This window comes from Rhizobium sp. AG207R (assembly GCF_027109195.1).
Lineage (GTDB): Bacteria > Pseudomonadota > Alphaproteobacteria > Rhizobiales > Rhizobiaceae > Rhizobium > Rhizobium dioscoreae.
The window spans coordinates 242636-269484 of record NZ_JAEPVT010000010.1 but is presented as its reverse complement, the minus strand read 5'-3'; the positions used below and the strand labels follow the sequence as shown (position 1 = coordinate 269484).

Sequence of the window (26849 nt, the reverse complement as noted above, 5' to 3'; positions counted from 1 at the left end):
AAAAAATACAGAGGGGATCATTTTCAAAAACAGGTTTTCATTATGCCATTTCTGGGTGTTTCGGGGATGCAATACTCCGGTGCGTCTCTTGCCGGCTCGCGCATTCTTCTCGTCGAGGATTCCAATCTTTTTACATCAATGGTCAGGGCCAAGCTGAAGGAGCTTCTGGATATCGACGTCGAAATCTGTCGCAATTTCGAAGAGCTTCAGCTTGCCTATGACAAGTCGTCGGAGCCGATCAAGCTGGCGATCTCCAATATGAATCTCCCAGGCGCCGAGAAGGGCGAAGCCCTGGCCTATCTTCTCGATCTCAGCATTCCGACGATCGCCTTCACGGGTACTTTTCTCGAAGGCACGCGCGACGAGTTGATCGCCAAGGATGTGGTGGATTACATTCTTAAGGACAATGTCTTTGCCGTGGATATGCTGGCGGAATCGATCTGCCGTTTTCTGACCAACCATCGTCACCATGTTCTCATCGTCGATGACAGCGCGACGGCGCGCGCTTTGCTGTCCAGCCGGCTGAAGCGCTATAATTTCCGCGTCAGCGTTGCTGAGAATGGCGCCAAGGCGCTCCAAATCCTCAGGACCAGCCCGGATATCGGCCTTATGGTCACGGACTATAATATGCCCGACATGGACGGCTTCGAGCTGACGCGCCGTATTCGCGCGACCACCGGCTCCCATGAGCTGCGCATTATCGGCGTCTCCTCATCCAACAACCGGCTGCTTTCCGCTCGTTTCCTCAAAGCGGGCGGCAATGATTTCATCTTGCGGCCATTCATCGATGAGGAGTTCTACTGCCGCGTGAATCAGAATCTCGACACGCTGTTGCAGATTCAGTCGGCTCAGCCGCCCGCCAGGGAGATACGGGCTGGATAAATCGCCTGAAATAATCCCAAGAAAAGTGAGGAAAAATCACTTTTATGTAAATCTCCGCAATCAGCAGTTCCAAATTTTTCACGAATCCTGTTCAGGATACGTGCAACACGGTTTGGCAGACCTGCAATTGACTGACTATTCATACACCTGATGGTGTGGGAGGAATTGACGGGAAATGGTACTGCATGCGGGAAACATTGGCGGCGGCATCGGTCACCGCGATGGCAGCCAGAAAATACTTCTGGTTGAGGATTCGCGCATGTTTTCCGCGGTGCTGTCGCATCGGTTCGAAACCGAACTCGGTCTTGCTGTCATCCATTGCTCTTCATTGAAAGTGCTGAACGAGGTGCTGGCAGAGGCGGATCGCAGCTTCACGATGGCGGTGATCGACCTGAACCTTCCGGATGCTGCTCATGGAGAAGCCCTGGATGTTGCCGTCGCCCATGACATTCCCACCATCGTCTTCACGGCGTCTTTTGACATGGCGACGCGCAATCGGATCATGGAGCGCAATGTCGTCGACTATGTGCTCAAGGATGGCGAGTTCGCCCTCGACAATCTCGTCTCCTCCGTCCGGCGCGCCATCGCCAATCGGTCTGTCCGCGTTATGGTTGTGGACGATGTGCCATCTGCCCGGAAAATGCTGACGGATTTGCTGCACGCTCAGCAATTCAAGGTCGCCGAAGCCGGCACGGGTGTCGAAGCCCTGGCAATGCTTGAGACATTCGACGACATCGAAATCGTCGTCACCGACTACAATATGCCCGACATGAACGGCCATGAACTGACCCGCCGCATCCGCCACCGCTATGGCTCGGATCGGATGCGGATCATCGGTATTTCGTCTTCGAACGATCGTTTGCTGTCTGCGACCTTCCTGAAGGCGGGTGCCAGCGATTTCATCTACCGCCCCTTCGTTCAGGAGGAGCTGCAATGCCGTATCGCGTTGAATGTCGAGACACTGTCGCAGCTGAAGCAATTGCGAGCGGCAGCGGCGAGCGATTATCTGACCGGGCTCTATAACAGGCGCTATTTTTATGATCATGGCCCGCGTCTGGTCAATGAATGCTTGCGGCGCCAACGTCCAAGCTCCGTCGCCATTCTCGACATTGATCACTTCAAGAATCTGAACGACACCTATGGTCACGAGATCGGCGATCAGGTGCTGAAGGCCGTTGCCGGGAGGCTTCACGGGTTACTGGAAGGCACCGACAATCTGCTCTCCCGCCTTGGGGGCGAAGAGTTTGCCATTCTGTTTGCGGAAATGAACTCGCGCGCGGCGACCGCGCTATGCGACGAGGTCCGCCTCAGCCTTGCCAGCCTGAAGGTTCATGCCGACGACGAAGAGCTTTCGGTGACTGTTTCCATCGGCGTAGCGGAGATTGCCGGCTACGAGTCTTTCGACAACTATCTCAACGCCGCGGACCAGTTTCTCTATATGGCGAAGCACAATGGCCGAAACCAGGTCTATTCCGATTTCAAGATGGCCCAAGAGGCGGCCCAGTAGGCCGCCTGCCTGATCGCTTGCTTTGATTTCCACCGCCCTCAGACGACGATGCCGGTCCGGTTCGTCGACATGGTCAGCTTGCGCTCGGCGCGCTCCTGCTGTGGCGAGCGATTGTAGAGTTCGCGATAACACTTGGAGAAGTGCGAGGCGGAGACGAAGCCGCAGGCGACCGCCACTTCTACCACCGGCATGGAGGACTGCACCAGCAGATGCCGGGCGCGATCCAGGCGGATCTCGAGATAGTAGCGGGCCGGCGAGCGGCCCATTTCCTGGCGGAACAGGCGCTCGATCTGGCGGCGCGACAAGCCGGCATCGTCGGCGATTTCCAGAAGCGACAACGGCTCGGCGAGGTTGCTCTCCATCAGCTCGATGATCGATAGGACCTTGGAGTTCTGCACGCCGAGACGCGCACGCAGCGGCAGGCGCTGCCGGTCGTGCGGGCTGCGCACCCGATCAGTCAGCTGCTGCTCGCAGACGCGGTTGACGAGGTTCTCGCCGAAATCCTGGCCGATGAGGTTCAGCATCATGTCGAGCGAGGCGGTGCCGCCGGCGCAGGTGTAGAGATTGCTGTCGACCTCATAGAGATCGGCATAGACTTCCGCCTGCGGGAAAGTTTCCGAAAAGCCAGGCAGGTTCTCCCAGTGGATCGCGCAGCGCTTGCCGTTCAACAGGCCCGCCTGGGCAAGCACATGGGCGCCCGTACAGAGGCTGCCGACGGCGACGCCGCGATTGTACGTCTCGCGCAGCCAGGCATTGACCGACTTGTTGTGGAATTCCTCGACATAGATGCCGGAACAGACCAGCACCATGTTCGGGCGGTTCTCTCCGCCAAGATAGCGACGCTCGTCGGTAAGGGAGGAATTGACCTCCAGCCCGATGCCGCTGGAGGAATAGACTTTCTGCCCGTCCGTCGAGGCAAGCCGCCATGTGTAAGCGGGATAGCCCAGCATGCGATTGGCAATCCGCAGCGTCTCGATCGCAGCGGAAAACGGCAGCATGGTGAAATGCGGAACAAGGAAGAAAACCAGGGAACGCGTCTTGATCGGGGTCTTGCTCATGTCGTGAAAATCCATGCTCCAGGGCCGTTACGTATTCCTTGCGTCAAATACGTCGGCCCGATGGTCTATAAGCGACATTGGCATGGATAATCGCGGCCGCAAAGGGATATTTGCGTCTACCATGAAAAATAGGGGGCTGCAGGAGGGAAGCGAAGCGGAGCCGAGCGATATGCTCAAGGGGTAAAATATATTTGCGGGTAATTCTCAAGATTAAAGTGCAGTTCGCATCTGGATGCGCAAATGTTCAAAAGGCGACGCGTTCGGGTTGAGCGTCGCCTTTAGTTGTTATGCTCTTTCATTATCATCGGGTGGCTTTCGGCTTCTTGATTTCGTTTGCGGCCGGCCAGCCTAAGTCCTTGCGCATGTCATCGGATAGAGATTCGAGCTCGCGAAGGGAGCGCCACTGCTGCCAACGATTAGCAAGGCGAGAAAAGAAGGGCATATAACTTCCGCCTGACGGAAACGGGTTCCGCGCGCCGGTCTGTCTATAGCTGATGGTCGTCATTTTCAGGGTCCTTTCAGTGTCAACCGTTCAAAATGTCACGGGTTTAATATGGGCTCGGCAGATCCATCAATCAAACGAATAGATCTTATAGCTGCCATTAGTATTCTTGAACGAACGCAGCTTGCCGGGTTTGCGCTCCAGCACGGACAACGTACGATCCGGCGGGAGGCCGCGCGCATTGACGTCATCGATCAGATGAGCGGGAAAGCGGGCGGCAATCTCGTCGAGTGTGTGCTGTGCCATCCGCTGAATTTTGCGGAGGCGTAGAAGAGAGAAAAGCCGTGAGGCTTCGTTTGATACCGTGCCAGCCATGATTTTGCTCCTTCGAGGCTGTCTGCGATGAATTTCCATTAGGTCTAATATGGTGCTTCGTTGACATTCAGACAAATGAAATGATATGGTGTTTAGGATCAGAAAAATTGAAAGGTAATCGATATGACCGTACCGTTCCGCCGGCCCATACCGTTGCTTGACAATGAAGTTCTGCGTACCTTTGTCGCGATTGCCGAAACGGGGAATTTTTCGACTGCGGCCGATGCTGTCTTTCGCACGCCGTCAGCTGTTTCGATGCAGATCAAGAAGCTGGAAGAGCAGCTCGGCGTGACGCTGTTCCTGCGCGATGCGCGCTCGGTCAGTCTGACGCAGCACGGCGAGATGCTGCTTTCCTATGCGCGCAATATACTGGCACTCTCCAACGAGGCGGTTTCGCGCTTCATCATGCCCGAACTCAGCGGTGTGGTGCGGCTTGGCGCACCTGACGATATTGGCGAGCGCTTGCTGCCGACCATCCTTAAGAGCTTTTCCGAGACTTATCCTGGCATCATGGTCGATGTCGTTGTCGATATGAGCATCCAGCTGAAGAAGCGCATCGAGGAGCAACGGCTGGACCTCGCGCTGATCAATTGCGCCACGCGGCCTTTCCCAACCGAAGGGGAGGTTATCTTTACGGAGCGCCTCGTCTGGGCCGGCGCCAAGTGCGGCACCGCCTATCGCCGCGATCCGCTGCCGATTTCCATCTGGGAGGAAGGCTGTATCTGGCGGTCCGAAGCCATGGCGCAGCTGGAGCGGCAGAAGCGAGCCTATCGCGTTTCCTATCTCAGTGCCCATACGATGGCACAGCGTGCGGCAATCGTCTCCGATCTAGCCGTCGCGCCATTCCCGCGCTCCTACATCACGGATGATATGGAAATCCTCGGGCCGAACGAGGGCCTGCCGGAGCTGACGTCCTTTGACATTCGTCTGCTGACGGCATCGCAGATGACCGGGCCTATGAAGGCGGTGGCAGACAGCATTCGCCAGGCTTTTGTCGAGATAGGGCGCAAGATGGCCGCGTAGCGCGCGGCCAGCCATTTCTTACTCGCGGCTGCGGCGGCGTCTGCGGCCTCCGCCTTCTCCGCCATCGTCGGAGATTTGCTTGCGCTCCGGCAGGGTCACGACCTTGGACAGTTCCGGGAAGCTGTCGACCTTGTTCGGCAGGGCCATGGCGTAGACGAAATGCTCCTGAAACTTTGATTCAAGCGCCGTCTCTATCTTCTCGATTTTCCTGACAGTTTCCTCGATCTCACGGCGATGGCCGCGGTTGAGCAGAGCCATGCGCGCGCCCGTGCCGGCGGCGTTGCCGACGGCCTTGACCTTGTCGAGTTCACAATCGGGAATAAGCCCCAGCACCATCGCATATTTCGGATCGATAAAAGTGCCGAAGGCGCCGGCAAGGCCGATGCGATCGACATGATCGATGCCTTGCTTGTCCATCAGCAGCTTGACGCCGGCATAAAGCGCTGCCTTGGCAAGCTGGATAGCGCGGATATCGTTCTGTGTCACCGTGATGCGCGGTTCGCCATCGCGCAGCAGATAGGAATAGGTGCGGCCGTTCTGCAGGATGCGCGGCGAGCGTGCAGCCATGGCGCCGTCGACGACGCCATCTTCCGAGATGATGCCGGTGAGGAACATTTCAGCGACAACCTCGATGATCGCGGAGCCGCAGATGCCGGTGACCCCGACCTTGGCGGCGGCTTCTTCGAAGCCTGGCTCATCCGACCAAGGTTCAATGCCGATGACGCGGTAGCGCGGCTCCAGCGTGACGGGATCGATGCGCACGCGTTCGATGGCGCCGGGTGCGGCGCGCTGACCGCTGGAAATTTCGGCGCCTTCGAAGGCCGGGCCGGTTGGCGAGGAGGCGGCGACGACGCGGTGACGGTTGCCGAGCACGATTTCAGCATTGGTGCCGATGTCGACCAGCAGCATCATCTCATCCTGGCGATGCGGCCCTTCGGCAAGTGTCGCGGCGGCCGCATCGGCGCCGACATGGCCGGCGATGCAGGGCAGCATGTAGATGCGCGTGCCGGCATTCATCGGCAGGCCGATCTCGGCCGATTTCAGATGCACGGCCCCGGATACGGCAAGCGCAAAGGGCGCGCCACCAAGCTCTGTCGGATCGATGCCGAGGAAAAGGTGATGCATGATCGGGTTGCCGACGAAGACGGCGTTCAGAATATCCTGTCGCGACACGCCGCCATCGGCGCAGACCTTGTCGATCAAGCCGTTCAAGGCTTCGCGAACGGCATTGGTCATGGCCTCGCGGCCGTCAGGATTCATCATCACATAAGAGACGCGGCTCATCAGATCCTCGCCGAAGCGGATCTGCGGGTTGGAGGCGCCGGCTGATGCCACGGTTCTGCCCGACAGCAGCGAGGACAGATGCATGGCGATCGTCGTCGAGCCGATATCACAGGCAATGCCGTAGGCTTCGTTCTTCAGGCCGGGATAGAGCGCGATAAGGCGAGGGCGCTCGCTGTCCTGATCGCGATGAATGGCGGCCGTCACCTTCCATTCGCCCTTGCGCAGGATCGACTGCACTTGCGGGATGAGGTGAAAATCCACTTCGAGATTGTCGTATTTCCAATCCGCCGTGATTGCCGCCTTCAGGCGATCCAGATCGCCAAGCGGCTTGTGCATGTCGGGTTCCTCGACCTCGACGTAGCACATATGCACGGCCGCGTCGCGAGCAATGACGCGTTCGTCGGCCGCCTTGCGCACCACCTGCGCGTTGATGACGGTATCCTGCGGTACGTCGATGACCAGATCGCCCTGGATCAAAGCGGAGCAGGAAAGCCGGCGGCCTTCAGGCAATTCGCGCACCTCTGCATAGCGCTTTTCCTTCGGCCCGATCGGCGAAAGATGGTCGTTGGACGAGACGATCTTGTGCTTCGCGAAATTGCCTTCCTGCACGGAGACCTGGCAACGCCCGCAGGTCGCACGGCCACCACAGACGCTCTCGACATAGACGCCGAGCTGACGGGCTGCCTCCAGCACGGGCGTTCCCACGGGGAAGTGGCCGCGCTTGCCGGATGGCATGAAAAGGACAAGAGGTTTGGCGCTGTCGCTGGCTTCGGCCACGGATCAGCCTTTCTATTTGCTAAGGCGGCGCACGTTCGAGCGAACACGCCTGCTATAGGGTTTTATCGCGGCGTGAGCGACCGCATCGGCGATGCTGCGCTGGCTTGTCGCGCCTGCGGCCGTCAGAGCGGCGAAACCCTGTTGCACCATTGCTGCGTTTACGGCAACGGCGCTTTCCGCCGCTGCCATCATCTTCTCCGAGATCATCCGGTTCATTTCGGCCGCGTTCACGCTGCCGGCCAGCGCGTCCATCCACATCTGCTGCAGCCGTATGCCGATCACGACGGGCGCCTGCAGCCAGAGCGTGGCAAGATCATTGGAGAGGCCGCGACCGGATGCCATCTTATTCCCTCGCTGCTCCCGCACCGGCGCGCGCGGCACGGCCGCCACGGCGCCCACCGCCGGCTGGGGCAGCCGTTGCTGCGGCGGCTGCGACGCCGCCTTCTGCAGGCTTGTAGTCACGATAGGTCATGATCCAGTTGGTGCAATTGGCATCCGTGCCGTTCAGCACGTTGGCGGCGCGCACGGCTTCCATTTCCTGCGGGCGGCAGGGGTTCATGATGGCGGAGGTCATGCCTGCACCGATGACCATCGGGATGAAGCCGGCATTGATGCCATGGCGATGCGGCAGGCCGAAGGAGATATTGGAGAGGCCGCAGGTGGTGTTGACCTTCAGCTCGTTGCGCAGCCGGTGCAGCAGCGCGAAAACCTGACGGCCAGCATCGCCAAGCGCGCCGATCGGCATGACGAGCGGGTCGACGACGATGTCCTCAGGCTTGATGCCGTGATCCATGGCGCGCTCGACGATCTTCTTGGCGACGGCGAAACGAACGTCAGGGTCCATGGAAATCCCGGTCTCGTCGTTCGAGATGGCGACGACGGGCACGTCGTATTTCTTGACCAGCGGCAGGATGGCTTCGAGCTTTTCCTCTTCGCCCGTCACCGAATTGACCAGCGGCCGGCCCTTGGCAACCTTGAGGGCCGCTTCGATTGCCGCCGTGACCGAGCTGTCGATCGAAAGCGGTACGTCGACCAGACCCTGCACGATTTCAAGCGTCTGCACCAGCAGGCCCGGTTCGGTCTCGTTCGGGTTGACCGAAGTAACGCCTGCGTTGACGTCGAGCATGGTCGCACCGGCGGCGACCTGTTCCAGCGCATCCTTGATGACGGTGTCGAAATTGCCTTCGATCATCTCGGCGGCGAGCTTCTTGCGCCCCGTCGGGTTGATGCGTTCGCCGATCACGCAGAAAGGCTGGTCGAAGCCTATGATGATCTCGCGGGTGGCGGAGGCAACGATGGTACGCGTCATGTCTGATCCTCTGGTCAGTTGGCCCGATAGCTGGTCTATCGTGCGGTGATCTGGGTTACAAGCCGACCGGTTCCTCTCCCGGCCTGCTGCTATCGTCTCGAATTCAATGTGCCTGCGGCGGCGTATGGTGGGCTGCAATCTCCGCCATCGCCTGCTGGTTTTCTTCCCTGCCTTCGCTGATCTGGTGCAGCCGCTCGGCGACAAGCGCATCGGTGCGGCTTGCCTCGCGTTTCCATGGCTGACGGCCCTTCAGCACGCCGGAATCATGAACCATTTCGGCAACATATTCTTCCTGGCGGTAGGCCATGACGTGAATACCGGAAACGCCCTCGATCTCCTTCACCTCGTTGATGATGTCGATGCAGAGCTGCTTGCCTTCCTTCTTCTGATCCTGTGCGCCTTCGATGCGCTTGATCACTGCGTCGGGAATATGGACGCCTGGTACGTTGGAGCGCATCCAGCGGGCGGTCTTTGCCGATGCCAGCGGGCCGACGCCGACGAGAATGAAGCATTTTTCGGTCAGGCCGAGATCGCGCACCTTCTTCATATATTCCCGGAACATCGGCACGTCGTAGCAATACTGGCTCTGGACGAACTGCGCTCCGGCTTCGATCTTCTTCGCAAGCCGGTAGGGGCGGAAGTCGTAGGGCGGCGCGAAGGGATTGATGGCGGCGCCGAGAAAGACTTTCGGCGGCGAGGTCAGCTTGCGGCCGGACAGGAATTTCGCGTTGTCGCGCATGATGCGCACGGTTTCGAGCAGCGACATGCAATCGAGATCGAAGACTGGTTTGGCGCCCGGCTGATCGCCCGCCTGCACGCCGTCACCGGTCAGGCACATGATGTTGCACACGCCCATGGCGGCAGCACCCAGCACGTCGCCCTGGATGGCGATGCGGTTCTTGTCGCGGCAGGCGATTTGCATGATCGGCGCATAGCCCATGCGCGTCAGCAGCGCGCAGATCCCGACCGAGGACATATGGCAATTGGCGCCGGAGGCGTCGACGGCGTTGATGCCGTCTACCCAGCCCTCGAAAATGGCGGCGCGCTCGTAGACATCCTCGGCATTGGCGCTGTCGGGCGGGTTCAGCTCGGCGGTGACGGCGAATTCGCCACGGCGAAGCACCCGCTCCAGCCGCCCGAGCGAAGAATGGCCGGGCAGGGGATCGAGCGGCAGATGCGCGCCAAGCGGATTTTCATCGATATGCGACATCGCTCAGGCTTCCTTTTTCGCCGCTTCTCGGGCTGCGGCCGCCTCTGCCGTGACGCGAAGCCACGATGACGTCTCGCGCAGCGACTGATTGACGGGCTTCTGCACCTTCAAGATTGCATCGCCCTGGATCATGTTCCGCGAGCCGTTCCAGGCCTGCACCCAGACGCAGGGCATGTCGGGCTCGACTTCGCAATTGCCGTTGGCGCGAACGCCGCCGCAGGGGCCGTTGCGCAGCTGCTTGGGACAGTTCATCGGGCAGGACATGCCCGTCGACGACAGCGCGCACTGGCCGCACATGCGGCAATCGAACAGGAAGCCCTTCACATTGCGTTCGATGAAGGTAATCGGGCGCTCCACGCGCTCATAGCCGAACGCTTTCCACAGCGGATGAAGCAGCAGGAATGTGTCGGCGAAACGACGGTAGAACCATTCGAGAAAACGCGAATGACGCACGGCCCAGAGACGGACCGTATATTTGCGTCGGGCGCGGCGGTTAGGGGAGACGCCGGCCGGCGTGTAGGCGCCGCTGGCCGCCTTTGCGCCCGCGGCGGCATTGCCAGGCTTCTGGACGGCATCAGCCATTGTCGCGGCCTCCGGCCTTCACCAGCGCCACCAGCCGCTCGCGATCATAGGCAGCCTCGATCTCGCCGGCTGCCTTGTCTGCTTCGGCCTCGAGATCGTCGGAGACCGGTACGGGATCCGCCTTGCGCCATTCAGCCAGATAGTCGTCGGTTTCGGCCGCGCCGGTGCGCATGGCGCACATGTCGATCGCTTCGGTAAAGCGCAGCGAAAGCTCGCGTTTTGCCGTCTGCCTGCCCTTCTTGATGATGACCTGGGCCGGAATGTCCCGCCAGTAAACGACAATGCGATCTGCCATGCGCAAAATCTCCTCTTCACGCCAGAATGCACGCCGGCAGACCTCGGGACTGCGCTCGCCACGACGCGGCACATGCCGAAAAGCGACGCGATATCGAAACCTCGCCTGCAAGCATCCCCCAAGCTTATTATCCTTTGAAACGGACGGGTTCGAACTGTGATTGAATGTCTTTGACTCGTCCAGCATGTCGGTCTCGGCAAAGAAGAGGAAGATCGAAAACCGACGCAGATGTCGTAATCAGACGGCCAATAATTCGCGGGCAAGATCGCCGTAGCCGGTATAGCGATATTCGTATTCCAGGCCGAGAAAGGCGGCAGCGTCCCTTGCCTTTGCCTGTAGCGCCGGATCTTCTTCCTGCGAGAGATAGACGACCTTGCGGTAGTTGCCGAAATAAATGTCCCGCAGCTCCGGATGGCGGTCGAGGCCGAGCGGAACCACGACAAAGGCTTCGAACTGGCGGGCGAGAAAATCTGTCAGGAAAAACGATGTGATGTCATCGTCGCGCGCGGCGAAAGCCTCGTTGCCGGTGAAGAAGGAATAACAGTGCGGACCGGAAAGGCGCTCTATTCCTTCAAGCTGGCAGATCCTGTCGATATCGCCGCCTGTGCCGCAATCGGCATAGCCGATAAAGATCTTTTCGAAGCCGCGCGCGCGCGCATCGGCAATAGCCTCTTCCAGGGCTGGTGCGATCTTCTGCGGATAGGAATGATAGATTGCGGGAAGACAGTGAAGGTCGATGTGATCGAGCCCGTTTATTCTGGTGACCGCTAGTATTTCGCGCGCGATTGCCCCGCACGCAATCACATGAACTTTTTGGGTTTGTGCGCGTTTATCGCGCGGAGGGTTCTTCTCCGCATTTTTTTGATCGATATCCACTCAGAGGGGGTTCCCAATCATGACTGCACCGACACTCACGAAAATTGCCACCGCCTGCGTCGTTCTCATGGTGCTTGCCTCTTGCGCCAATACTATACGTGGCATGGGCAGAGATACCGCAAATGCGGTGAACGCAACCGAGGACGCCGGTCATACCGTCAAGAAGGCGGCTCAATAGCTAATTTGGGATACCAATGTGCCGGCGGCAACCCGTTGATTGTCGCCGGCACTCAGTTTCTTGCAATCAGGCGCCCGCAGCCAGGCTGTTGTGCTTGCGCTTCATGAATTCCTTGGCAGTCTCCACCGCCACGGCAGCGTCACGGCAATAGGCGTCAGCACCCACGGCCTTGCCGAATTCCTCGTTCAGTGGCGCGCCGCCGACCAGTACGACATAGTCGTCACGCAGGCCCTTTTCCTTCAGCGTATCGATAACGACCTTCATGTAGGGCATGGTCGTGGTCAGCAGTGCCGACATGCCAAGAATATCGGGCTGCTCGCGCTCGATGGCGTCGAGGTAGTTTTCGACCGGATTGTTGATCCCGAGGTCGATGACGTCGAAACCGGCGCCCTCCATCATCATGCCGACGAGGTTCTTGCCGATGTCGTGAATGTCGCCCTTGACGGTGCCGATCACCATCTTGCCGAGCTTGGGTGCACCGGTCTGTGCCAGCAGCGGCCGCAGGATCGCCATGCCGGCCTTCATCGCATTGGCCGAAAGCAGCACCTCCGGAACGAAGAGAATGCCGTCGCGGAAGTCGATGCCGACAATACGCATGCCCTCGACCAGCGCCTGGGTCAGAACATCGTAAGGAGCCCAGCCGCGCTCCAAGAGGATATTGGTCGCTTCCTCGATTTCTTCCTTCAAGCCGTCATACAGGTCGTCATGCATCTGCTGCACGAGCTCTTCATCAGAAAGTTCCGAGAGAATGATTTCGTCGTCAGACATGCGCTCCATCCCATTTTCGTGCAGCATCAGAGACTTGTATAAAACACTGCCGCCATTACGGATAGACCGGAAGGCCGCCAAAACTCTTTTTGAATGCGACGTCGCACGGAACAATCGCGACGGACGAAGAACAGTTGATATTGTCAGCCGATGTCTGTCCTATGCTAATTGCTGGCGCATTAAGGAACGTCCGCTTGTCGGAATCAGGTAGCATGGGGCCTGATAGACGCATCCATGCGCAGGAGTGAGGAAACATCATGGACGATATGATTGAGCAACCGGCTGCAGGCAATGATGGCGGCGGACGGCGTTCGCGCAGTGAGGGCAGGGGTGCGGCAGCGCGGCGCGCTTCGCGCAGCGGCGGCGGGCCGGGTCCTTCGCTCCCCTATATCACCCGTAAGATCGGCGTCTATGAAGTGCTTGACGAAGAGGGCCTGCAGCTCATCGAACGCAATGCCGACACGGTTTTGGAGGAAATCGGCATCGAATTTCGCGACGATGCGGAAGCTCTGGCGCTCTGGAAGGAAGCCGGTGCCGACGTACGCGGTCAGCGCGTGCATTTTCCGAAGGGACTTTGCCGCGAGCTTCTGAAGACCGCGCCGAAGGAATTCACCTGGCATGCGCGCAACAGCGCCCGCAATGCCCATGTCGGCGGCAAGGCGACGATCTTCGCGCCAGTCTACGGCCCGCCTTTCGTGCGCGATCTTGAGGGCAACCGCCGTTATGCGACGATCGAGGATTTCCGCAATTTCGTGAAGCTCGCCTATATGGCGCCGTCGATGCATTCGTCCGGCGGCACGGTCTGCGAGCCTGTCGATATCCCGGTCAACAAGCGCCATCTCGATATGGTCTATAGCCATATCAAATATTCCGATAAGCCGTTCATGGGCTCAGTCACCGCGCCGGAGCGTGCAGAAGATACGATCGCTATGGCAAAGATCGTGTTCGGCGACGATTTCGTTGAAAACAATTGTGTAACGCTGAACCTCATCAATGCCAATTCGCCGATGGTGTTCGACGAAACGATGCTCGGCGCCTTGAAGGTCTATGCGCGGCACAATCAGGCTTCGGTGGTTTCTCCCTTCATTCTCTCGGGCGCGATGAGCCCCGTGACGGTCGCAGGCACGCTGACGCAGATTCTGGCCGAGGTGCTGGCCGGCGCTTCCTTCACGCAGCTGATCCGCAAGGGCTCGCCTGTTCTGTTCGGCACCTTCGCCGCATCCATTTCGATGCAGTCGGGCGCCCCGACCTTCGGCACGCCGGAGCCATCGCTTGTCTCCTATGGCGCAGCACAGCTCGCGCGTCGCCTCGGTCTGCCGTTCCGCACCGGCGGCTCGCTCTGCGCTTCCAAGGTGCCGGATGCGCAAGCCGCGCACGAATCCGCCAATACTCTGAACATGACACTGCTGGCCGGCACGAATTTCGTGCTGCATGCGGCGGGATGGCTCGAGGGCGGTCTCGTCTCCTCTTACGAGAAGTTCATGATCGACCAGGACCAGCTCGGCATGATGCAGAAGATGGCTGAAGGCGTGGATCTCTCGGAAAATGGCCAGGCGCTCGATGCCATCCGCGAAGTCGGCCCCGGTAGCCATTATCTGGGTTGCGGCCATACGCAGGCGAATTTCCAGTCTGCCTTCTATCGCTCGCCGCTCGCCGACAACAACTCCTTCGAGCAGTGGGAGATCGAAGGTCAGAAGCGGATCGAGCAGCGCGCCAACGCGCTTTGCCGCTCCTGGCTCGATCACTACGAAGCGCCGCCGCTTGATCCGGCTATCGACGAGGCCCTGCTCGCCTATATCCAGAAGCGCAAGGACTCGATGCCGGACGCCTTCACCTGAAGAGAGCCCGAGGCCGCCAGGGAGCAAGGCGGTGCGACACGTGTTGCCGATCTCATCCAGAAGGAAGTCTGGCGGCCGCACTATGAATATAAGGGGCCACGGTGAGCCGCGGCCCTGCCATCTTCGAACAGCTCCGTGCGGCGCTCGGCGTCCACGGAGTTTTCGTTCGTGGCAGCTTGTCCTTCCATGAAGGCGAGGGGCCGTTGCTGACGGATGGCACGCCTGCACGCGGTGTCGTGCTGCTGGGCAATATCGGCGGCTCGATCTGGCCGGCGTTTTCGAAATGGCTGGATATGCCCGTCAACAGGACGCGCAAAAATCCCCTTGATGACTGGTCGAAGGCGATTATCCGGCCGGTCGCAAGCGGGCTAGCGGCCACTGCCTATTTTCCTTCGGATCCTCCCTGGCAACCGTTCCAGCGATGGGCCATGCAGGCCGAGCGCTTGAAAGCGTCGCCGCTCGGCATCTTGATCCATCCGGACTATGGTTTGTGGCATGGATATCGCGGCGCATTGGGATTTGCCGATGCGCTGGAAGGAATGGAGGTGTCGCCGTTTTCTCCGCATCCATGCGATCTATGCGTTGAGAAACCTTGTCTTGCCGCCTGTCCCGTTGGGGCGATAGCGGCAGCCGGCTTTGATCTTTCAGGCTGCCGGTCGCACTTGCGCACACCGCAAGAGCAGGTCGGCTGCATGGCCGGCGGCTGCCTTGCACGCAATGCCTGCCCGGTCGGAGCCAACTATCGTTATCCGGCCGAACAGCTTGCATTCCATATGGCTGCACTCCAGCTCTAGGTCTCACGCCTTCCTTGTTTCGCCGCATTGCGATGCGTTCTGAAGCCTGTTTATTGATACGGGGCTATGCGCTTGATTCGATTGATGGTCATTCTTGCCGTTCTTGCCTTTGCCGCCACCGCGTCGGCCGGCGAAGCCTGCCGCAAGGTCCAGCATCTCGGGGACGGCTATACGGTCTGCACTTTCGATGCGGTCAGCGACGACATTCAGATTTTTCAGAACGATCGCAACGGCAAACCTTATGGCTCTTTCCGTGCCCTGGAAAATGATCTGCGTCAGGATCGCATCTATGTGCGCTTCGCCATGAATGGCGGCATGTATCTCGATGACCAGTCTCCCGTGGGTCTCTTCGTCGAGAATGGACGTGAGGTGAAGGCGATCAACACCAACAAGGGCTGGGGTAACTTTCATCTCCTGCCGAACGGGGTCTTCTATCTCGGGGCGGGCAAGGCCGGGATCATGGAAAGCAAGGCCTTCGCAGCTTCCGGCATCAAACCTTTTTATGCGACGCAGTCCGGCCCGATGCTGGTCATCAGCGGCAGGCTTCATCCGTCATTTCTGGCGGATAGTCCGAGCTTGAAGACACGAAACGGCGTGGGTGTTACCTCAGACGGCAAGGTCGTCTTCGCCATTTCCGATGGCGCGGTGCGTTTCCACGACTTTGCGACGCTATTTCGCGACGAGTTGAAATGTCCGAATGCGCTGTTTCTCGATGGCAGCATCTCCAGCCTCGATATCCCGGAATGGCAAAGGCGCGACAGCCTGTTTCCGCTCGGGCCGATCATTGCAGTGACGGAAATGCTGCCGGGCTAAGGCGCGCCGGAAATGTGAAGAGCTCCGCAGTGCGTCGCGGAGCCCTTGGCTGTAGCTATCAAATCTCAGACGAACTGATCGATATAGGTCATGATGCTGAACAGGCCGTCCTTCGGACCCGGATTGGCCGGGAAATCCTCGGTGAAGCGGAGATAGGCCCTTGGCTTACCGCCATAGCTGCCGGTCTGCGGCGCTTCCCTCGAGAGATGCTGCCGGATCGACTGCGGGAGAAGGTTGATCGTGGCGTCGTCGATGATCGGTTCGATGATGACGGGTTCTCCATTGAAAGCGATCGCTTCCGTCGCGGCGGTGGAGATGCCTGCCAGCTTGCGGATCTGATCATAGGATTCCGGCGGCAATGGCGTCGGCAGGTAGGCCGCCATGCGGTGATACATGATATAGGCTTCGACCCAGTTCTGCGCGTTGACATGCAGGCGCATGGCGACCGCCTGACGCTGCAGCATGAATTCGGTGATGCGAGGCATCAGCGAGCCGCGATAATCAGGCGGATAGCGGTTATCGCGCAGCGCCTGCGAGGCGAGGTATTCGAGGCCGCCTCTGTAGGTATCCCACTGGAACATGCATTCCTTGTTGCCCTGCTGCAGGCGCGGATCGTCTGAAACGGCGGTCACGCGCGCGAAAGGCTCCGGCATAAACAGCACGTCGGCCTTGTCCAATGCGCGGGTCGTATAGAGGAATGCCCAAAAGATGAACGGCGTCGGGCTGGAAATTGATTTCAACAGAACATCGCGCCGGATGATCATGAATTCGGGGAAGATATGACGGTCGAGAATGAATTCCAGCATCGAGCGGAAATCACCCTTGGCGTGACGCGTCGGATAGGAGAGGTGATAGAAGGGTTCCATATCGCCGCCGCCAGGCCGGCCATCGACGAGGAGCCACGGCGCCTGGATCATGCCGATATTCTTGTCGTCCACCATGATACGAAGATATTCGACGACTTTTTCCGGGATCAGCAAATCGTCGTCGCCGAGGAAAACCGCGTAATGGCCGCGGGCTCTCTGCATCGCAAAAGCGTAGTTGCTGATGAAACCGGAATTGCGAGCCCGGCGATAAGCGCTGATTTCCGGATGATGCGAGATCGACTGAATGTAGGCTGCGGTCTCATCCGTCGAACAATCGTCGACAATGACGATTTCGAAAGGGAGGCCCAGTCGGCGAAACTCTTCCAGGTGGAAATTGACGTTCCGCTCGAGCATGAACTGACGGTTATAGGTCGGAACGCAGACCGAAAGGACGGGGACTTGGGCAGAAGACATCGATATTCTCCACGAGGCATCAGCGCGATTCTATGCACGGACTTTGATCCATGAATAAGCGGGATTGCTTTCGCGGGGCTGGAGAGTTTTGAGCGATCCGATTGTGGGAATTGCCTATGCTCCAGTTCAGTGCAAGTTCCGCTCTTTATGCTCCTGCCAGCGCATCCTGCAATCCCGGCAGGAAGCGATTGCCGTTTTCGAGGTTGCCTCTTCCTCGAAAATGGCCGGATAGCCCGAGGCACATGGATCGCCGATACCTCCAGGGTTTGGCGTCCATGTCAGTATCAGGAGACCCTGTGAGCAAAGTCAGTGTCATCATTCCCGCCTATAAGGCGCAGGAATCCATCGGTGAAACGATTGCCGCGGTTCTGGAAAATCGTGACGTTCTGGAGGTGATCGTCGTCGACGACATGTCTCCCGATGCCACCGCGATGATTGTCGAGCGACATGCTCAGCGCGATCAGCGGGTGCGCTTGCTGCGCAATCCGCAAAATGGCGGGGCGGGATACAGCCGGAATGCCGGCATGGCCGCCGCCCGCGGCGGCTATTATTACTTTCTCGACGCCGACGACATGGTAGCGCATCGCTCGATCGATGAAGTCGTGTATCACATGGAAGCCAATGCCTGCGATGTGATGGTGTTTCGCTATCGCTACGTCACCGAGAGGAACGGTCGTCTCGATCCGATGCTGCCGATCGACAATGATGCCTGGCGGGAGCTGGTCGGCGATACCGACATAGGCGTTTTTACGCTCGACCAGTGCGGGCGATTGCTGTTCACCGTGAATTTCCCCTGGAACAAGATCGTGAGCGCCAGGCTATGCCGGGAAACGGATCTCCGCTTCTCGGAGACCCGTGTCCATAACGATATCTATGCTCACTGGCATATCTATCTGCACGCCCGGAAGATCGGCATGATGAATCGTTATCTCATCGGCCACCGCGTCTATCAGGACAGGGCGCAGCTGACCAATGTCTTCACCGAAAAGCGGTTCGAGGTCTTCAAGGCTTTTGCGGAGGTGGAAGCGCTGTTTGCGCGCCTGCCGCGGATGAAAGAGGCCTATTACCAGTGGTTCCTTCGCAGCAAGTTCGATTTGCTCGATTGGATCTACCCGCAATTGCCGTTCGATCTCAGGGAGCGTTTCTTCGCGCTGGTTCGGCAATGCTATGAAGACTATGGCCAGGCTGACTATGAGAACGTGCGCAGGCAGTCGTTCGAGACTGCGGATATCGCGCTCAGGCTGAAACAGGCCCCTCATTTGATACTCGGCAAGACGCCGAGATAGCCGGCTAAGATAACTTTCTTCACCTGCTGTATTCGCAATAAAAAGAGAGAGGCGCCGCGATATGACCACGGCGCCTCTCTTCCATTTCAGGCTGGTTCATCTGATGGCGTCGAGTTCGTTCAGATCCAACGCGTTCTCGAATTCGTCGCGACTGTAGATCGCAAAATCCGCTTCAGTTGATTCCTTGAACTTGTATGGGTTCTCCACCAGCTTCAGCAGGCTCCATTGCGGGAACCGGTTTGCGATGTCCGTCGTGAATTTGCGGTGCCGGACATGCGACGCGCCGCGAATATCCGGGCCGTCGAAATTGGAGGCGTAGATGATCACATAGCGCTGCGGCAGGGAGAAAAGCTGGTCGAGGTAATTGACGTAAATATTGTCGTCAACCAAATGGTAGAGGACGTCGAGCGACAAGGCGCAGTCATAGGCGTCCTCGTGCATTTCCCAGTCAAGCGACTGATCGCCCAGCCAGACGAAATTGTAGTTCGGCTTATCCCTGTACATCATCATCGTGCGTTCGATGACCGTCTTGGAGACATCGAAGCCGGTATAGCGGTCGAACGAGAAGTATTTCAGCTGATTGCCGTCGCCGGAGCCCATCTCCGCGAAGGATTTCAGCCCTTTCTTCCGGGCGAAGCTATTTAGAAACTGCCCCTTGTATTTGGCGAGCACATCATAAGAGCCGGCACCCGAATTGCCGCCACTGCGGTAACGGCCTTCCCAATAGCCGGTGGAGTCAAAGGAAGGCGCAGCTTCCGATCGACGTATCGGCTGTTCCAGCGGTGTAACGGGAGCAAGTCGCTCCACAGATGGCGCCGGGATGGGCCGCGGCTGTGCCGGATAGGGCTGCTGCATCGGCTGCATCGCCACCTCGGCAACCGGCATGGCTTCGCGAACCTGCTGCACCGATATGGCCTGCGGAATAGGTGCAGGTTGCTGGGCCTGATGTGTGGCAGCCGGCCGGTGCGCCAGCCAGAGTGGAACGGGCCGCTTCATAGGCGAGCCGGCCTGCTGTTCCAGAGATGCCCAATTCAAGGTTTTGGGTGCTTCGGCTACCCGGTCGCCCATGACGATATCGAGTTCGCGCAGCTGCTTGGCGAGCGGGAATTTGTCGTGGACATATTGCGTCCATTGATGGGTCTGACCGGCAATGATCTTTTCGACGGCCTCATCCACCGATGAGAAGCGGATTTCGTCGGGCCAGAATTCTTCCGCACCGGGATAGTCATGGATCACCGGCAGGGCGCCGACAGCCATGGCTTCGGCGATGTTATAACCAAAGCTCTCGTGCACCGAGGTCGACAGTATCACGCCCTTGTCGGCGAGGAACGCCGGCATGTTGCGCTGCCAGCCATGGAAGAAGACGTTGCGGGTAAGGCCGAGCTTTTCCGTCGTGCGCTTCAGGTACGGCATCATGACGTACTCTTCCTGTTCGCCGGCCACATGCAGCGTGTAGGAAGGATCGCGCTTCACCAGCGAGTGCATGATTTGCAGGAACAGCGGCTGGTTCTTGCGCATGAAGGGCTTGGCGGCCCAGGCGATCTTCTTCTTATCGAGCGAAGGGATCGGCTTGAACTTGTCGAGATTGAGGCCGTTCCACACGACGTGGGTGCGGGTTTTCTGGGTGACCTGAGGTGCCCTGAGTTTCAGGACACGCAGCATGTCATGGGACACCAGAATCAGATCATCGATGGCGCCGAAATCGATACGATCGGGAAAATTCGATTCGACGATCTCGAAGCGATGCCAGCGCGCGATGACACGCTTGCCGCGCCGCTTGATGTTCTGGTTGATCGCGTGGACGAAGAGCTCGTTGCAGAATTCGAACCAGACGATGTCGGCCCATTCCACAGCCGTCTCGATCTCCTTGAAAGTCTTCGGCTGTATGGCCATGACTTCGTAGGTCTTCGACAGATGTTGGAATATGTCGCCGATGAAGCTATCGACTTCGATGATTATGGCCAGCTTTTTCTTCTGATGCATCTTCTGCTACCGTAAAAGAGACGAGTGGTTCTTAGTCTCGACCTGACGGACGACACGACCGACCTTCGTGTCCGCCGAGCACCGACGTTCTTGGCAATATTCTGAACGCGCGATTGTCCCCCGCACAGAAATCCCAGCCCCGAGATTATGCCGACCAACTTTCGCGAGGCTGGATTGCTCGAAATGCGTTCTGGGCGACGGTGTTCCGGGCGGCAGGCGGCCTTTGATTTCCTGCACAAGCTTCGCAAAAGGAATGGTGGCCAAAGTGCCGATCAAACGAGCTCGATCGCGAGCGAATCTCCGGGAGCCATGTCGTCTGACTGCTTTCCTCGGATCGGGCCGTTACTTGGGGTTCGGAATTAGGGAACAGTCCACATGTCATTGGCAGCGAACAGCTTGCATAAGCCCGCCTACGAAGTGCATCCGGCGAGCCAGATACAATGGTCCGATGCGCCGCCGCTGACCCAGGACATGTTGAACGGCACATTTTGGAGCCTTGGCGACGTCAACCGCGGGATGTTCTCTCGCTTCATGGTTTTGGCGCCTGAGGGCATGATCGGCAATTATTTCGATCCCGCCGTCGATTTCTGGCATGTGATGGCCGGCCGGCTTTGCCTGATCGACAGAGATGGGCTGCCGTCGGTCATTTTCGATTCTGCCCATATCGAGGACGGCAATCTCATGGCATTGGCGGGCCGGGGCGTTATTGGAGGTGTCGATAGCACCTATCTGCTGGTGCCGGCCGATCACCCACCGCATCCGCTGTTTTCAACGCCCGTAGGTGTCGAGCGCAAGGCCAAGTTTCTCGTGCAGCCGCAGGAAGGGCTAAGGCGTCCCAATCTCGTTGTCGTGCCCGCCGGTTCGAAGTCGCTTCATCCGCGCTGGTTCGAGAAGATCGATGATGCCTCGCGCAACTGGGATCTCTGCATCGGCTATTATGGTGCCGAGACTCCGGAAGTTTCCAATAGCCCCTACGAATATCTGGCGCATCTGCCGAAGACCAAGAAGTTCAAGATCATCTACGACCTCTTCCATCAAGGCAGCCCGCTTTGGAATTATGAGCGAATCTGGCTGCCGGATGACGATCTGCTGTGCGATGGCGAGGACATCAACAGGATGTTCCACCTGTCGCACAAGCATGGTCTGGATCTCGCCCAGCCGTCCCTCAAAAAAGGACCAGGCTCTTATCCCAATCATCCTTTGACGGTTCAGCGACCCAACAGCGTCGTGCGTTTCGAGGGTTTCGTCGAAATCATGTGCCCGGTCTTCTCGCGGCGTGCGCTGCAAATCTGCATCGAGTCCATGAAGGATGTCGAATCCGGATACGGTCTCGATCATCTTTGGCCGTCATTCCTCGGGCGGCCGGCGGCGCGCATGGCGATTATCGATGCCATTTCCGTCGCTCACACGCGGCCGCTGGGCGCGACCTACAACGTCAATGCAGCGGTGGAAGAACAGGCTGCACTCTTCAGGACGTATCAATATACGCCGCTGAAATATGCTGGCGTCTGGTAGCGTGCCTGGATTTTTCCAAGTGCTGCCGACAGATCCGCGCCGCCGTCACCCTGATATATCCCATTCCGTTTGGCACCTTCGATTGCAGCCGCGACCGATATTTGGTGGTAGCGAGAGTTTTAGAGCATGATCGATTTTTCCAAGGTAGATTTATTGATCGTCGGTGCCGGCTTCTACGGCGCGACGATCGCGGAGCGGGTCGCGAACGAGCTCCAGAAGAACGTGCTTCTGATCGACCGGCGCAGCCATATCGGTGGCAATGCCTATAGCGAGTTCGATGGCGAGACCGGGATCGAGGTTCACCGCTATGGTGCGCATCTCTTCCATACACCGAACGAAGTGGTCTGGACCTATCTCAACAGATTTACGGCCTTCACCGACTATAAGCATCGCGTCTATTCGACCTACCGCGATCAGGTCTATTCAATGCCGATCAATCTCGGAACGATCTCGCAGTTCTTCAACCGGCGCCTTTCGCCCGACCAGGCGAAGACCCTGATTGCGGATCAGGCGGCAGAAATGGCCGGCCGTCATCCGGCCAATCTGGAAGAGAAGGCGATTTCGCTGATCGGCCGGCCCTTGTACGAGGCGTTCATTCGTGGCTATACGGCCAAGCAGTGGCAGACGGATCCGCGCGACCTGCCCGAACATATCATCACGCGCCTGCCGGTCCGTTACACTTTCGACAACCGCTACTTCAACGACAAATATGAAGGCTTGCCGGTCGACGGCTATACCGCGATCTTCGAGAGGATGCTGAAGCATCCGAAAATCCAGATCGCCCTCGATGTCGATTTCTTTTCGTTGAAATCCTCGTTGCCGGCCGATCTGCCGATCGTCTATACCGGCCCGATCGATCGCTACTTCGACTATTCCGAGGGTGAGTTGGGCTGGCGTACCATCGACTTCGAAAAGGAGACGCTGAATACCGGCGATTTCCAGGGGATGGCGGTCATGAATTATGCCGACGAGACGATCCCCTACACCCGTATCCTGGAGTTTCGCCACTTCAATCCGGAGCGCAGCTATCAGAATGAGAAGACGGTCGTGGTGCGGGAATATTCGCGCTCGGCCAAGCGCGCCGACGAGCCTTACTATCCGATCGATACACGTCAGGACAAGGAGGTCTTCCTGCGCTATCGCGACCGCGCCGAGGCAGAGACCAATGTCCATTTCGGCGGGCGGCTCGGCACCTACCGTTATCTAGACATGCACCAGGCGATTGGCGCGGCCTTGAAGGCGTTCGAAAGCCGCATCGTCCCGCATTTCACCGAGGGGCGTGCTATCGGTGGTGAGAAATAGAGGGCTGCAGGCGCCGGCTCACTTTCGGCATGCTTTGAAGACGCGGCCGAGGGAAGATCCCTGTGGAAGCACTTGAATGATAAAAGAAAGCCCGGCAACCGGGCTTTCTTTTTCCTTAGGATCGTCGACGACGTTCGCGAGCCGGGGCCGCGCCGCCTTCGTTGGCGGTCTTATTGCGCAGGGGACCGATCCGTTCGATGATCGTCTCCAGCGTCGGGCGAGGCCCGGCTACGTAGCTGTCCAGCGCCTCCCGCATGGCGGCGAGATGGCCGCAGGAGGTGCCGCAGCAGCCGCCGATGATCTTGGCGCCGGCATCGCGGGCAAGGCGGGCATAATCGGCCATCAGCGGCGGCGTGCCGGAATAATGGATTTCGGCGCCACGATATTCGGGAATGCCACAATTGCCCTTGACGATGACGATCGCGGAAGCATCCGCTTCAGTCATGTCGAGAAGGCTGGAGAGGATGTCGGAAGCGCCGACGCCGCAATTGGCGCCGACGGCGAGCGGGCCCGCGCCGATATCGGTGGCGACGGCATGAATATCCTTCGGATGCAGGCCCATCATGGTCTTGCCGGCCGTGTCGAACGAGCCGGTATAGGTATAGGGCAGGCCGACTTTGGCGGCGGCTTCTGCTGCAGCTCGGATTTCTTCCGGCGATGACATGGTTTCGATCCAGGCGACATCTGCACCACCCGCCTGTAGGCCTTCCATCTGCTCGACGAAAGCGGCGACGGCATCTTCATAGGTCAGGGCGCCGAGCGGCATGAGCAACTCGCCGGTCGGCCCGACGGATCCGCCGACGATGACCTTGCGGTCGGCCTTGTCGGCAACGGCGCGGGCGATCTCGGCGGCCGTCTTGTTGAGGCTATGCACGCGATCCTGCGCATGATGGAGCTTCAAGCGATGACGGGTGCCACCGAAGGTATTGGTGAGGATGATGTCAGCGCCGGCATCGACGAAATCCTGATGCAGCTTCGTGATCCGGTCGGGATGCTGTTCGTTCCAGAGCTCGGGCGCTTCACCCGCCTCAAGGCCCATGGCGAAGAGGTTGGTGCCGGTTGCGCCGTCGGCAAGCAGTACGCCCTTTTCGGCGAGAAGATCGGTCAGCGGATTGGTGGCGACGGTCATAGTGCGTCCTCGGATACGTCGGATGTTCGGATATCAAATGCAGATATAAACATTTCTTTATGTGAATACAACGACAAGATGGCTACCCATATGTCGACACGGCCATGGCGGCAGAAAAAAGCGCCCCGGTGAGGGCGCTCTATCGTTTGGGATGAAGATCAGCCGCTAGGCTGCCGCCATCTCTGCCGTCTCGTGCGATGTCGGCGTGACCATGGCGGCGATGATGCTTTGCAGATCGATCGTGCCGATAGGCTTGCCGCCCGCATCCATGACGATGGCTCCGGTTTGGCCCGCCTCGGTGATCTGCTTGGCGGCGACTTCCAGTGTCATGTCGCCGGGCACACGTGCACCGCCCGGCTCGCCGGCAAGCGGCTTCATGATGGTCTGGGCTTGGATGACGCGACCGCGGTTCACCTCCTTCACGAAGGCTGTGATATAGTCGTCGGCCGGCTGCAGCACGATCTCCTGACCAGTGCCCTGCTGCACGACCTTGCCGTCGCGCAGGATCGCGATCTTGTCGCCAAGGCGCAGCGCCTCGTCGAGATCGTGGGTAATGAAGACGACGGTCTTTTTCAGCTCCTTCTGCAGATCGAGGAGGACGGTCTGCATGTCGACGCGGATCAACGGATCGAGCGCCGAATAAGCTTCGTCCATCAGAAGGATATCGGCATCGTTCGTCAGTGCGCGGGCAAGTCCGACGCGCTGCTGCATGCCGCCGGAAAGCTGGTTCGGAAAGTGCCTTTCGAAGCCCTTGAGCCCGACGCGCTCGATCCAGTACTGGCCCTTCTTCTCGCTCTCGGAGCGCGGTACGCCCTGGATATCCAGGCCGTAGATCGTGTTCTCGATGACGGTGCGGTGCGGCAGTAGCGCGAATTTCTGGAACACCATAGCCGTTTTGTGGCGGCGGAATTCGCGCAGGTCGTTTTCGCTCATCTTGCAGACATCCACGCCGTCATAGAGCACTTCGCCGACCGTCGGCTCGATCAGGCGGTTGATATGGCGGATCAGCGTCGACTTGCCCGAGCCGGACAGGCCCATGACGACGGTGATGGCGCCGGCGGGCATATCGATGTTGATATCCTGCAGGCCGAGCACATGGCCATGCGTTTCATTGAGCTCGGCCTTGCCCAAGCCGTTCTTGACCTGATCGATATAATCGCGTCCGCGAGGACCGAAAATCTTATAGAGGCTTTTGATCTGGATCGCGTGACTAGCCATGGATGACCTCCGAGTGCTTCTGGAGCCTTCTGCCATAGGCCTGGCTCGTACGGTCGAAAATGATGGCAATGGCGACCAGCGCGAAACCGTTGAGGAAGCCGACGGTGAAGAACTGATTGTTGATCGCCTGCAGCGTGTTCTTGCCGAGACCGCCGACCCCAACCATGGAGGCGACGACGACCATGGCCAGCGACATCATGATGGTCTGATTGATGCCGGCCATGATGGTGGGCAGCGCGAGTGGTATCTGCACGTTGAAGAGTTTCTGGCGGTGCGATGAGCCGAAAGCGTCGGCGGCTTCCAGCACCTCCTTGTCCACGAGGCGGATGCCGAGATTGGTCAGGCGGATCATGGGCGGCACGGCATAGATGACGACGGCGATGAGGCCTGGCACCTTGCCGATGCCGAAGATGACGACGACAGGAATGAGATAGACGAAGCTCGGCATGGTCTGCATGACGTCGAGGATTGGATTGACGATCGACTGCAGGCGGTCCGAACGCGCCATCAGGATGCCGATCGGCAGGCCGATGACGATGGCGATGAGCGTACAGACGGTGACCATGGCAAGCGTGACCATCGTGTCGGTCCAGAGGCCGAAGACACCGATGAGGATCATGGAGATCGCAGTGCCGGCGACAATTCTGAGATTGCGGCTCGCGGCATAGACGACGAGCATCATGACGATGAGCACGATGAACCAGGGCGTATTGGTGAAGGCCCATTCGAGATAGTTCAGAAACCATTGCAGCGGCTGCACGATGGCGTCGATGAGCGTGCCGTAGGCGCGTACGGACGCCCTGAAGCCGTCATCGATATTCTTGCGTGCGAGGCGGATGATTGACTCGTCTATTGCCGGAAAGTTGCAGAGCACATTCGGCAGGATCGTACACTGGATAGCCATGTATTTCCCCTTCTTAGTCCGGTTTTGTCCCGCTCCACGCATGTGGCCTTCACGCGTGGATGGCTTGCAGCGCTGCGACCGGTTCTTCAGGCTGCCCCTGCATTCTTACTATATTCGCCACCATCAATCTGCACTCGTTGCGACCTTGCGCCATGTCACTCTGTCGGTATGAGGGTCATTCGGGTTGCACTGTGCGAATGTAAAATCGGCGGCAGGCACAA

At 58.8% G+C, this 26849-nt stretch carries 26 protein-coding genes; 10 read left to right on the top strand and 16 right to left on the bottom strand.

Going from position 1 to position 26849, the window contains the following annotated elements; all coding sequences use genetic code 11:
- Positions 1-42 precede the first annotated feature (42 nt).
- Positions 43-882 carry a response regulator gene (locus tag JJQ51_RS24105; RefSeq protein ID WP_113333003.1) on the top strand — a complete coding sequence of 280 codons (840 nt, stop codon included), beginning with the start codon at positions 43-45 and terminating at the stop codon, positions 880-882.
- Positions 883-1057: 175 nt separating this feature from the next.
- Complete coding sequence (locus tag JJQ51_RS24100; protein ID WP_145317025.1) at positions 1058-2389, top strand: diguanylate cyclase; 1332 nt, start codon at positions 1058-1060, stop codon at positions 2387-2389.
- Positions 2390-2427: 38 nt separating this feature from the next.
- On the opposite strand, the gene JJQ51_RS24095 is transcribed toward JJQ51_RS24100, so the two are convergent.
- From JJQ51_RS24095 to JJQ51_RS24085, 3 genes are all read right to left on the bottom strand, one after another.
- Positions 2428-3447, bottom strand: coding sequence for a GlxA family transcriptional regulator (locus tag JJQ51_RS24095; protein ID WP_348627044.1), 1020 nt, complete (start codon positions 3445-3447; stop codon positions 2428-2430).
- 301 nt (positions 3448-3748) lie between these two features.
- Positions 3749-3952 (bottom strand): DUF1127 domain-containing protein, encoded by a 204-nt coding sequence (locus JJQ51_RS24090; RefSeq protein WP_113333005.1) that lies wholly within the window; start codon positions 3950-3952, stop codon positions 3749-3751.
- Positions 3953-4018: 66 nt separating this feature from the next.
- The gene (locus tag JJQ51_RS24085) at positions 4019-4195 is read right to left on the bottom strand and encodes a hypothetical protein (protein WP_233788700.1); all 177 of its coding nucleotides are present in this window, start codon (positions 4193-4195) and stop codon (positions 4019-4021) included.
- 192 nt (positions 4196-4387) lie between these two features.
- Here JJQ51_RS24085 and JJQ51_RS24080 point away from each other — a divergent pair, with 192 nt between their 5' ends.
- Positions 4388-5287 carry a LysR family transcriptional regulator gene (locus JJQ51_RS24080; RefSeq protein WP_113333007.1) on the top strand — a complete coding sequence of 300 codons (900 nt, stop codon included), beginning with the start codon at positions 4388-4390 and terminating at the stop codon, positions 5285-5287.
- 18 nt (positions 5288-5305) lie between these two features.
- Here JJQ51_RS24080 and JJQ51_RS24075 read toward each other — a convergent pair whose 3' ends face one another.
- From JJQ51_RS24075 to JJQ51_RS24045, 7 genes are all read right to left on the bottom strand, one after another.
- Positions 5306-7306 (bottom strand): ASKHA domain-containing protein, encoded by a 2001-nt coding sequence (locus tag JJQ51_RS24075; protein WP_152092851.1) that lies wholly within the window; start codon positions 7304-7306, stop codon positions 5306-5308.
- A 54-nt stretch (positions 7307-7360) separates the two neighbouring features.
- Entirely contained in the window at positions 7361-7690 is a 330-nt protein-coding gene (locus tag JJQ51_RS24070) for a hypothetical protein (RefSeq protein ID WP_113354539.1), read from the bottom strand.
- A gap of 1 nt (position 7691) precedes the next feature.
- Complete coding sequence (locus JJQ51_RS24065) at positions 7692-8657, bottom strand: methyltetrahydrofolate cobalamin methyltransferase (RefSeq protein WP_113354540.1); 966 nt, start codon at positions 8655-8657, stop codon at positions 7692-7694.
- A gap of 103 nt (positions 8658-8760) precedes the next feature.
- Positions 8761-9867 (bottom strand): methylenetetrahydrofolate reductase, encoded by a 1107-nt coding sequence (locus JJQ51_RS24060; RefSeq protein WP_113354541.1) that lies wholly within the window; start codon positions 9865-9867, stop codon positions 8761-8763.
- Between the two features lie 3 nt (positions 9868-9870).
- Complete coding sequence (locus tag JJQ51_RS24055) at positions 9871-10449, bottom strand: methylenetetrahydrofolate reductase C-terminal domain-containing protein (protein ID WP_113354542.1); 579 nt, start codon at positions 10447-10449, stop codon at positions 9871-9873.
- Positions 10442-10744, bottom strand: coding sequence for a virulence factor (locus JJQ51_RS24050; protein ID WP_113354543.1), 303 nt, complete (start codon positions 10742-10744; stop codon positions 10442-10444). The genes JJQ51_RS24055 and JJQ51_RS24050 overlap by 8 nt, the downstream gene beginning before the upstream one ends.
- A gap of 237 nt (positions 10745-10981) precedes the next feature.
- Positions 10982-11620 (bottom strand): DUF1638 domain-containing protein, encoded by a 639-nt coding sequence (locus JJQ51_RS24045; protein WP_162748864.1) that lies wholly within the window; start codon positions 11618-11620, stop codon positions 10982-10984.
- 19 nt (positions 11621-11639) lie between these two features.
- On the opposite strand from JJQ51_RS24045, the gene JJQ51_RS24040 reads away from it, so the two are divergent.
- Positions 11640-11798, top strand: coding sequence for an entericidin A/B family lipoprotein (locus JJQ51_RS24040; RefSeq protein ID WP_047632875.1), 159 nt, complete (start codon positions 11640-11642; stop codon positions 11796-11798).
- 66 nt (positions 11799-11864) lie between these two features.
- Here the strand turns inward: JJQ51_RS24040 and JJQ51_RS24035 are convergent, their stop codons facing one another.
- Positions 11865-12566 carry a corrinoid protein gene (locus tag JJQ51_RS24035; protein ID WP_069613213.1) on the bottom strand — a complete coding sequence of 234 codons (702 nt, stop codon included), beginning with the start codon at positions 12564-12566 and terminating at the stop codon, positions 11865-11867.
- 257 nt (positions 12567-12823) lie between these two features.
- Between JJQ51_RS24035 and JJQ51_RS24030 the strand changes: the two genes are divergently transcribed.
- The 3 genes from JJQ51_RS24030 (at position 12824) to JJQ51_RS24020 (ending at position 16011) form a co-directional block, all read left to right on the top strand.
- On the top strand, positions 12824-14404 hold the full coding sequence (locus JJQ51_RS24030) for a trimethylamine methyltransferase family protein (RefSeq protein ID WP_069613167.1): 1581 nt from the start codon (positions 12824-12826) through the stop codon (positions 14402-14404).
- 101 nt (positions 14405-14505) lie between these two features.
- Positions 14506-15198 carry a 4Fe-4S dicluster domain-containing protein gene (locus JJQ51_RS24025; RefSeq protein WP_152092706.1) on the top strand — a complete coding sequence of 231 codons (693 nt, stop codon included), beginning with the start codon at positions 14506-14508 and terminating at the stop codon, positions 15196-15198.
- Between the two features lie 66 nt (positions 15199-15264).
- The gene (locus JJQ51_RS24020) at positions 15265-16011 is read left to right on the top strand and encodes a phosphodiester glycosidase family protein (protein ID WP_371864912.1); all 747 of its coding nucleotides are present in this window, start codon (positions 15265-15267) and stop codon (positions 16009-16011) included.
- A 65-nt stretch (positions 16012-16076) separates the two neighbouring features.
- On the opposite strand, the gene JJQ51_RS24015 is transcribed toward JJQ51_RS24020, so the two are convergent.
- Positions 16077-17291: a glycosyltransferase family 2 protein gene (locus tag JJQ51_RS24015; protein WP_113333015.1), complete on the bottom strand. Its 1215-nt coding sequence runs from the start codon at positions 17289-17291 to the stop codon at positions 16077-16079.
- 296 nt (positions 17292-17587) lie between these two features.
- Here JJQ51_RS24015 and JJQ51_RS24010 point away from each other — a divergent pair, with 296 nt between their 5' ends.
- Positions 17588-18577: a glycosyltransferase family 2 protein gene (locus JJQ51_RS24010; RefSeq protein WP_173002441.1), complete on the top strand. Its 990-nt coding sequence runs from the start codon at positions 17588-17590 to the stop codon at positions 18575-18577.
- A gap of 96 nt (positions 18578-18673) precedes the next feature.
- Here JJQ51_RS24010 and JJQ51_RS24005 read toward each other — a convergent pair whose 3' ends face one another.
- Positions 18674-20560: a glycosyltransferase gene (locus tag JJQ51_RS24005; RefSeq protein WP_269245384.1), complete on the bottom strand. Its 1887-nt coding sequence runs from the start codon at positions 20558-20560 to the stop codon at positions 18674-18676.
- A 375-nt stretch (positions 20561-20935) separates the two neighbouring features.
- Between JJQ51_RS24005 and JJQ51_RS24000 the strand changes: the two genes are divergently transcribed.
- Together JJQ51_RS24000 and glf are read left to right on the top strand one after the other, a co-directional pair.
- Entirely contained in the window at positions 20936-22075 is a 1140-nt protein-coding gene (locus JJQ51_RS24000; RefSeq protein ID WP_113390291.1) for a DUF707 domain-containing protein, read from the top strand.
- Between the two features lie 126 nt (positions 22076-22201).
- Positions 22202-23377, top strand: a complete 1176-nt coding sequence (gene glf, locus JJQ51_RS23995) for a UDP-galactopyranose mutase (RefSeq protein ID WP_145632742.1) — start codon at positions 22202-22204, stop codon at positions 23375-23377.
- A gap of 115 nt (positions 23378-23492) precedes the next feature.
- On the opposite strand, the gene bmt is transcribed toward glf, so the two are convergent.
- The 3 genes from bmt to JJQ51_RS23980 form a co-directional block, all read right to left on the bottom strand.
- A complete protein-coding gene (bmt, locus tag JJQ51_RS23990) occupies positions 23493-24506 on the bottom strand; it encodes a betaine--homocysteine S-methyltransferase (RefSeq protein ID WP_145632745.1) in 1014 nt (337 codons plus the stop codon).
- A 165-nt stretch (positions 24507-24671) separates the two neighbouring features.
- Positions 24672-25724 carry a quaternary amine ABC transporter ATP-binding protein gene (locus JJQ51_RS23985; protein ID WP_145632748.1) on the bottom strand — a complete coding sequence of 351 codons (1053 nt, stop codon included), beginning with the start codon at positions 25722-25724 and terminating at the stop codon, positions 24672-24674.
- Positions 25717-26628, bottom strand: coding sequence for an ABC transporter permease (locus JJQ51_RS23980; protein ID WP_113333022.1), 912 nt, complete (start codon positions 26626-26628; stop codon positions 25717-25719). The genes JJQ51_RS23985 and JJQ51_RS23980 overlap by 8 nt, the downstream gene beginning before the upstream one ends.
- Between the last annotated feature and the right edge of the window lie 221 nt (positions 26629-26849).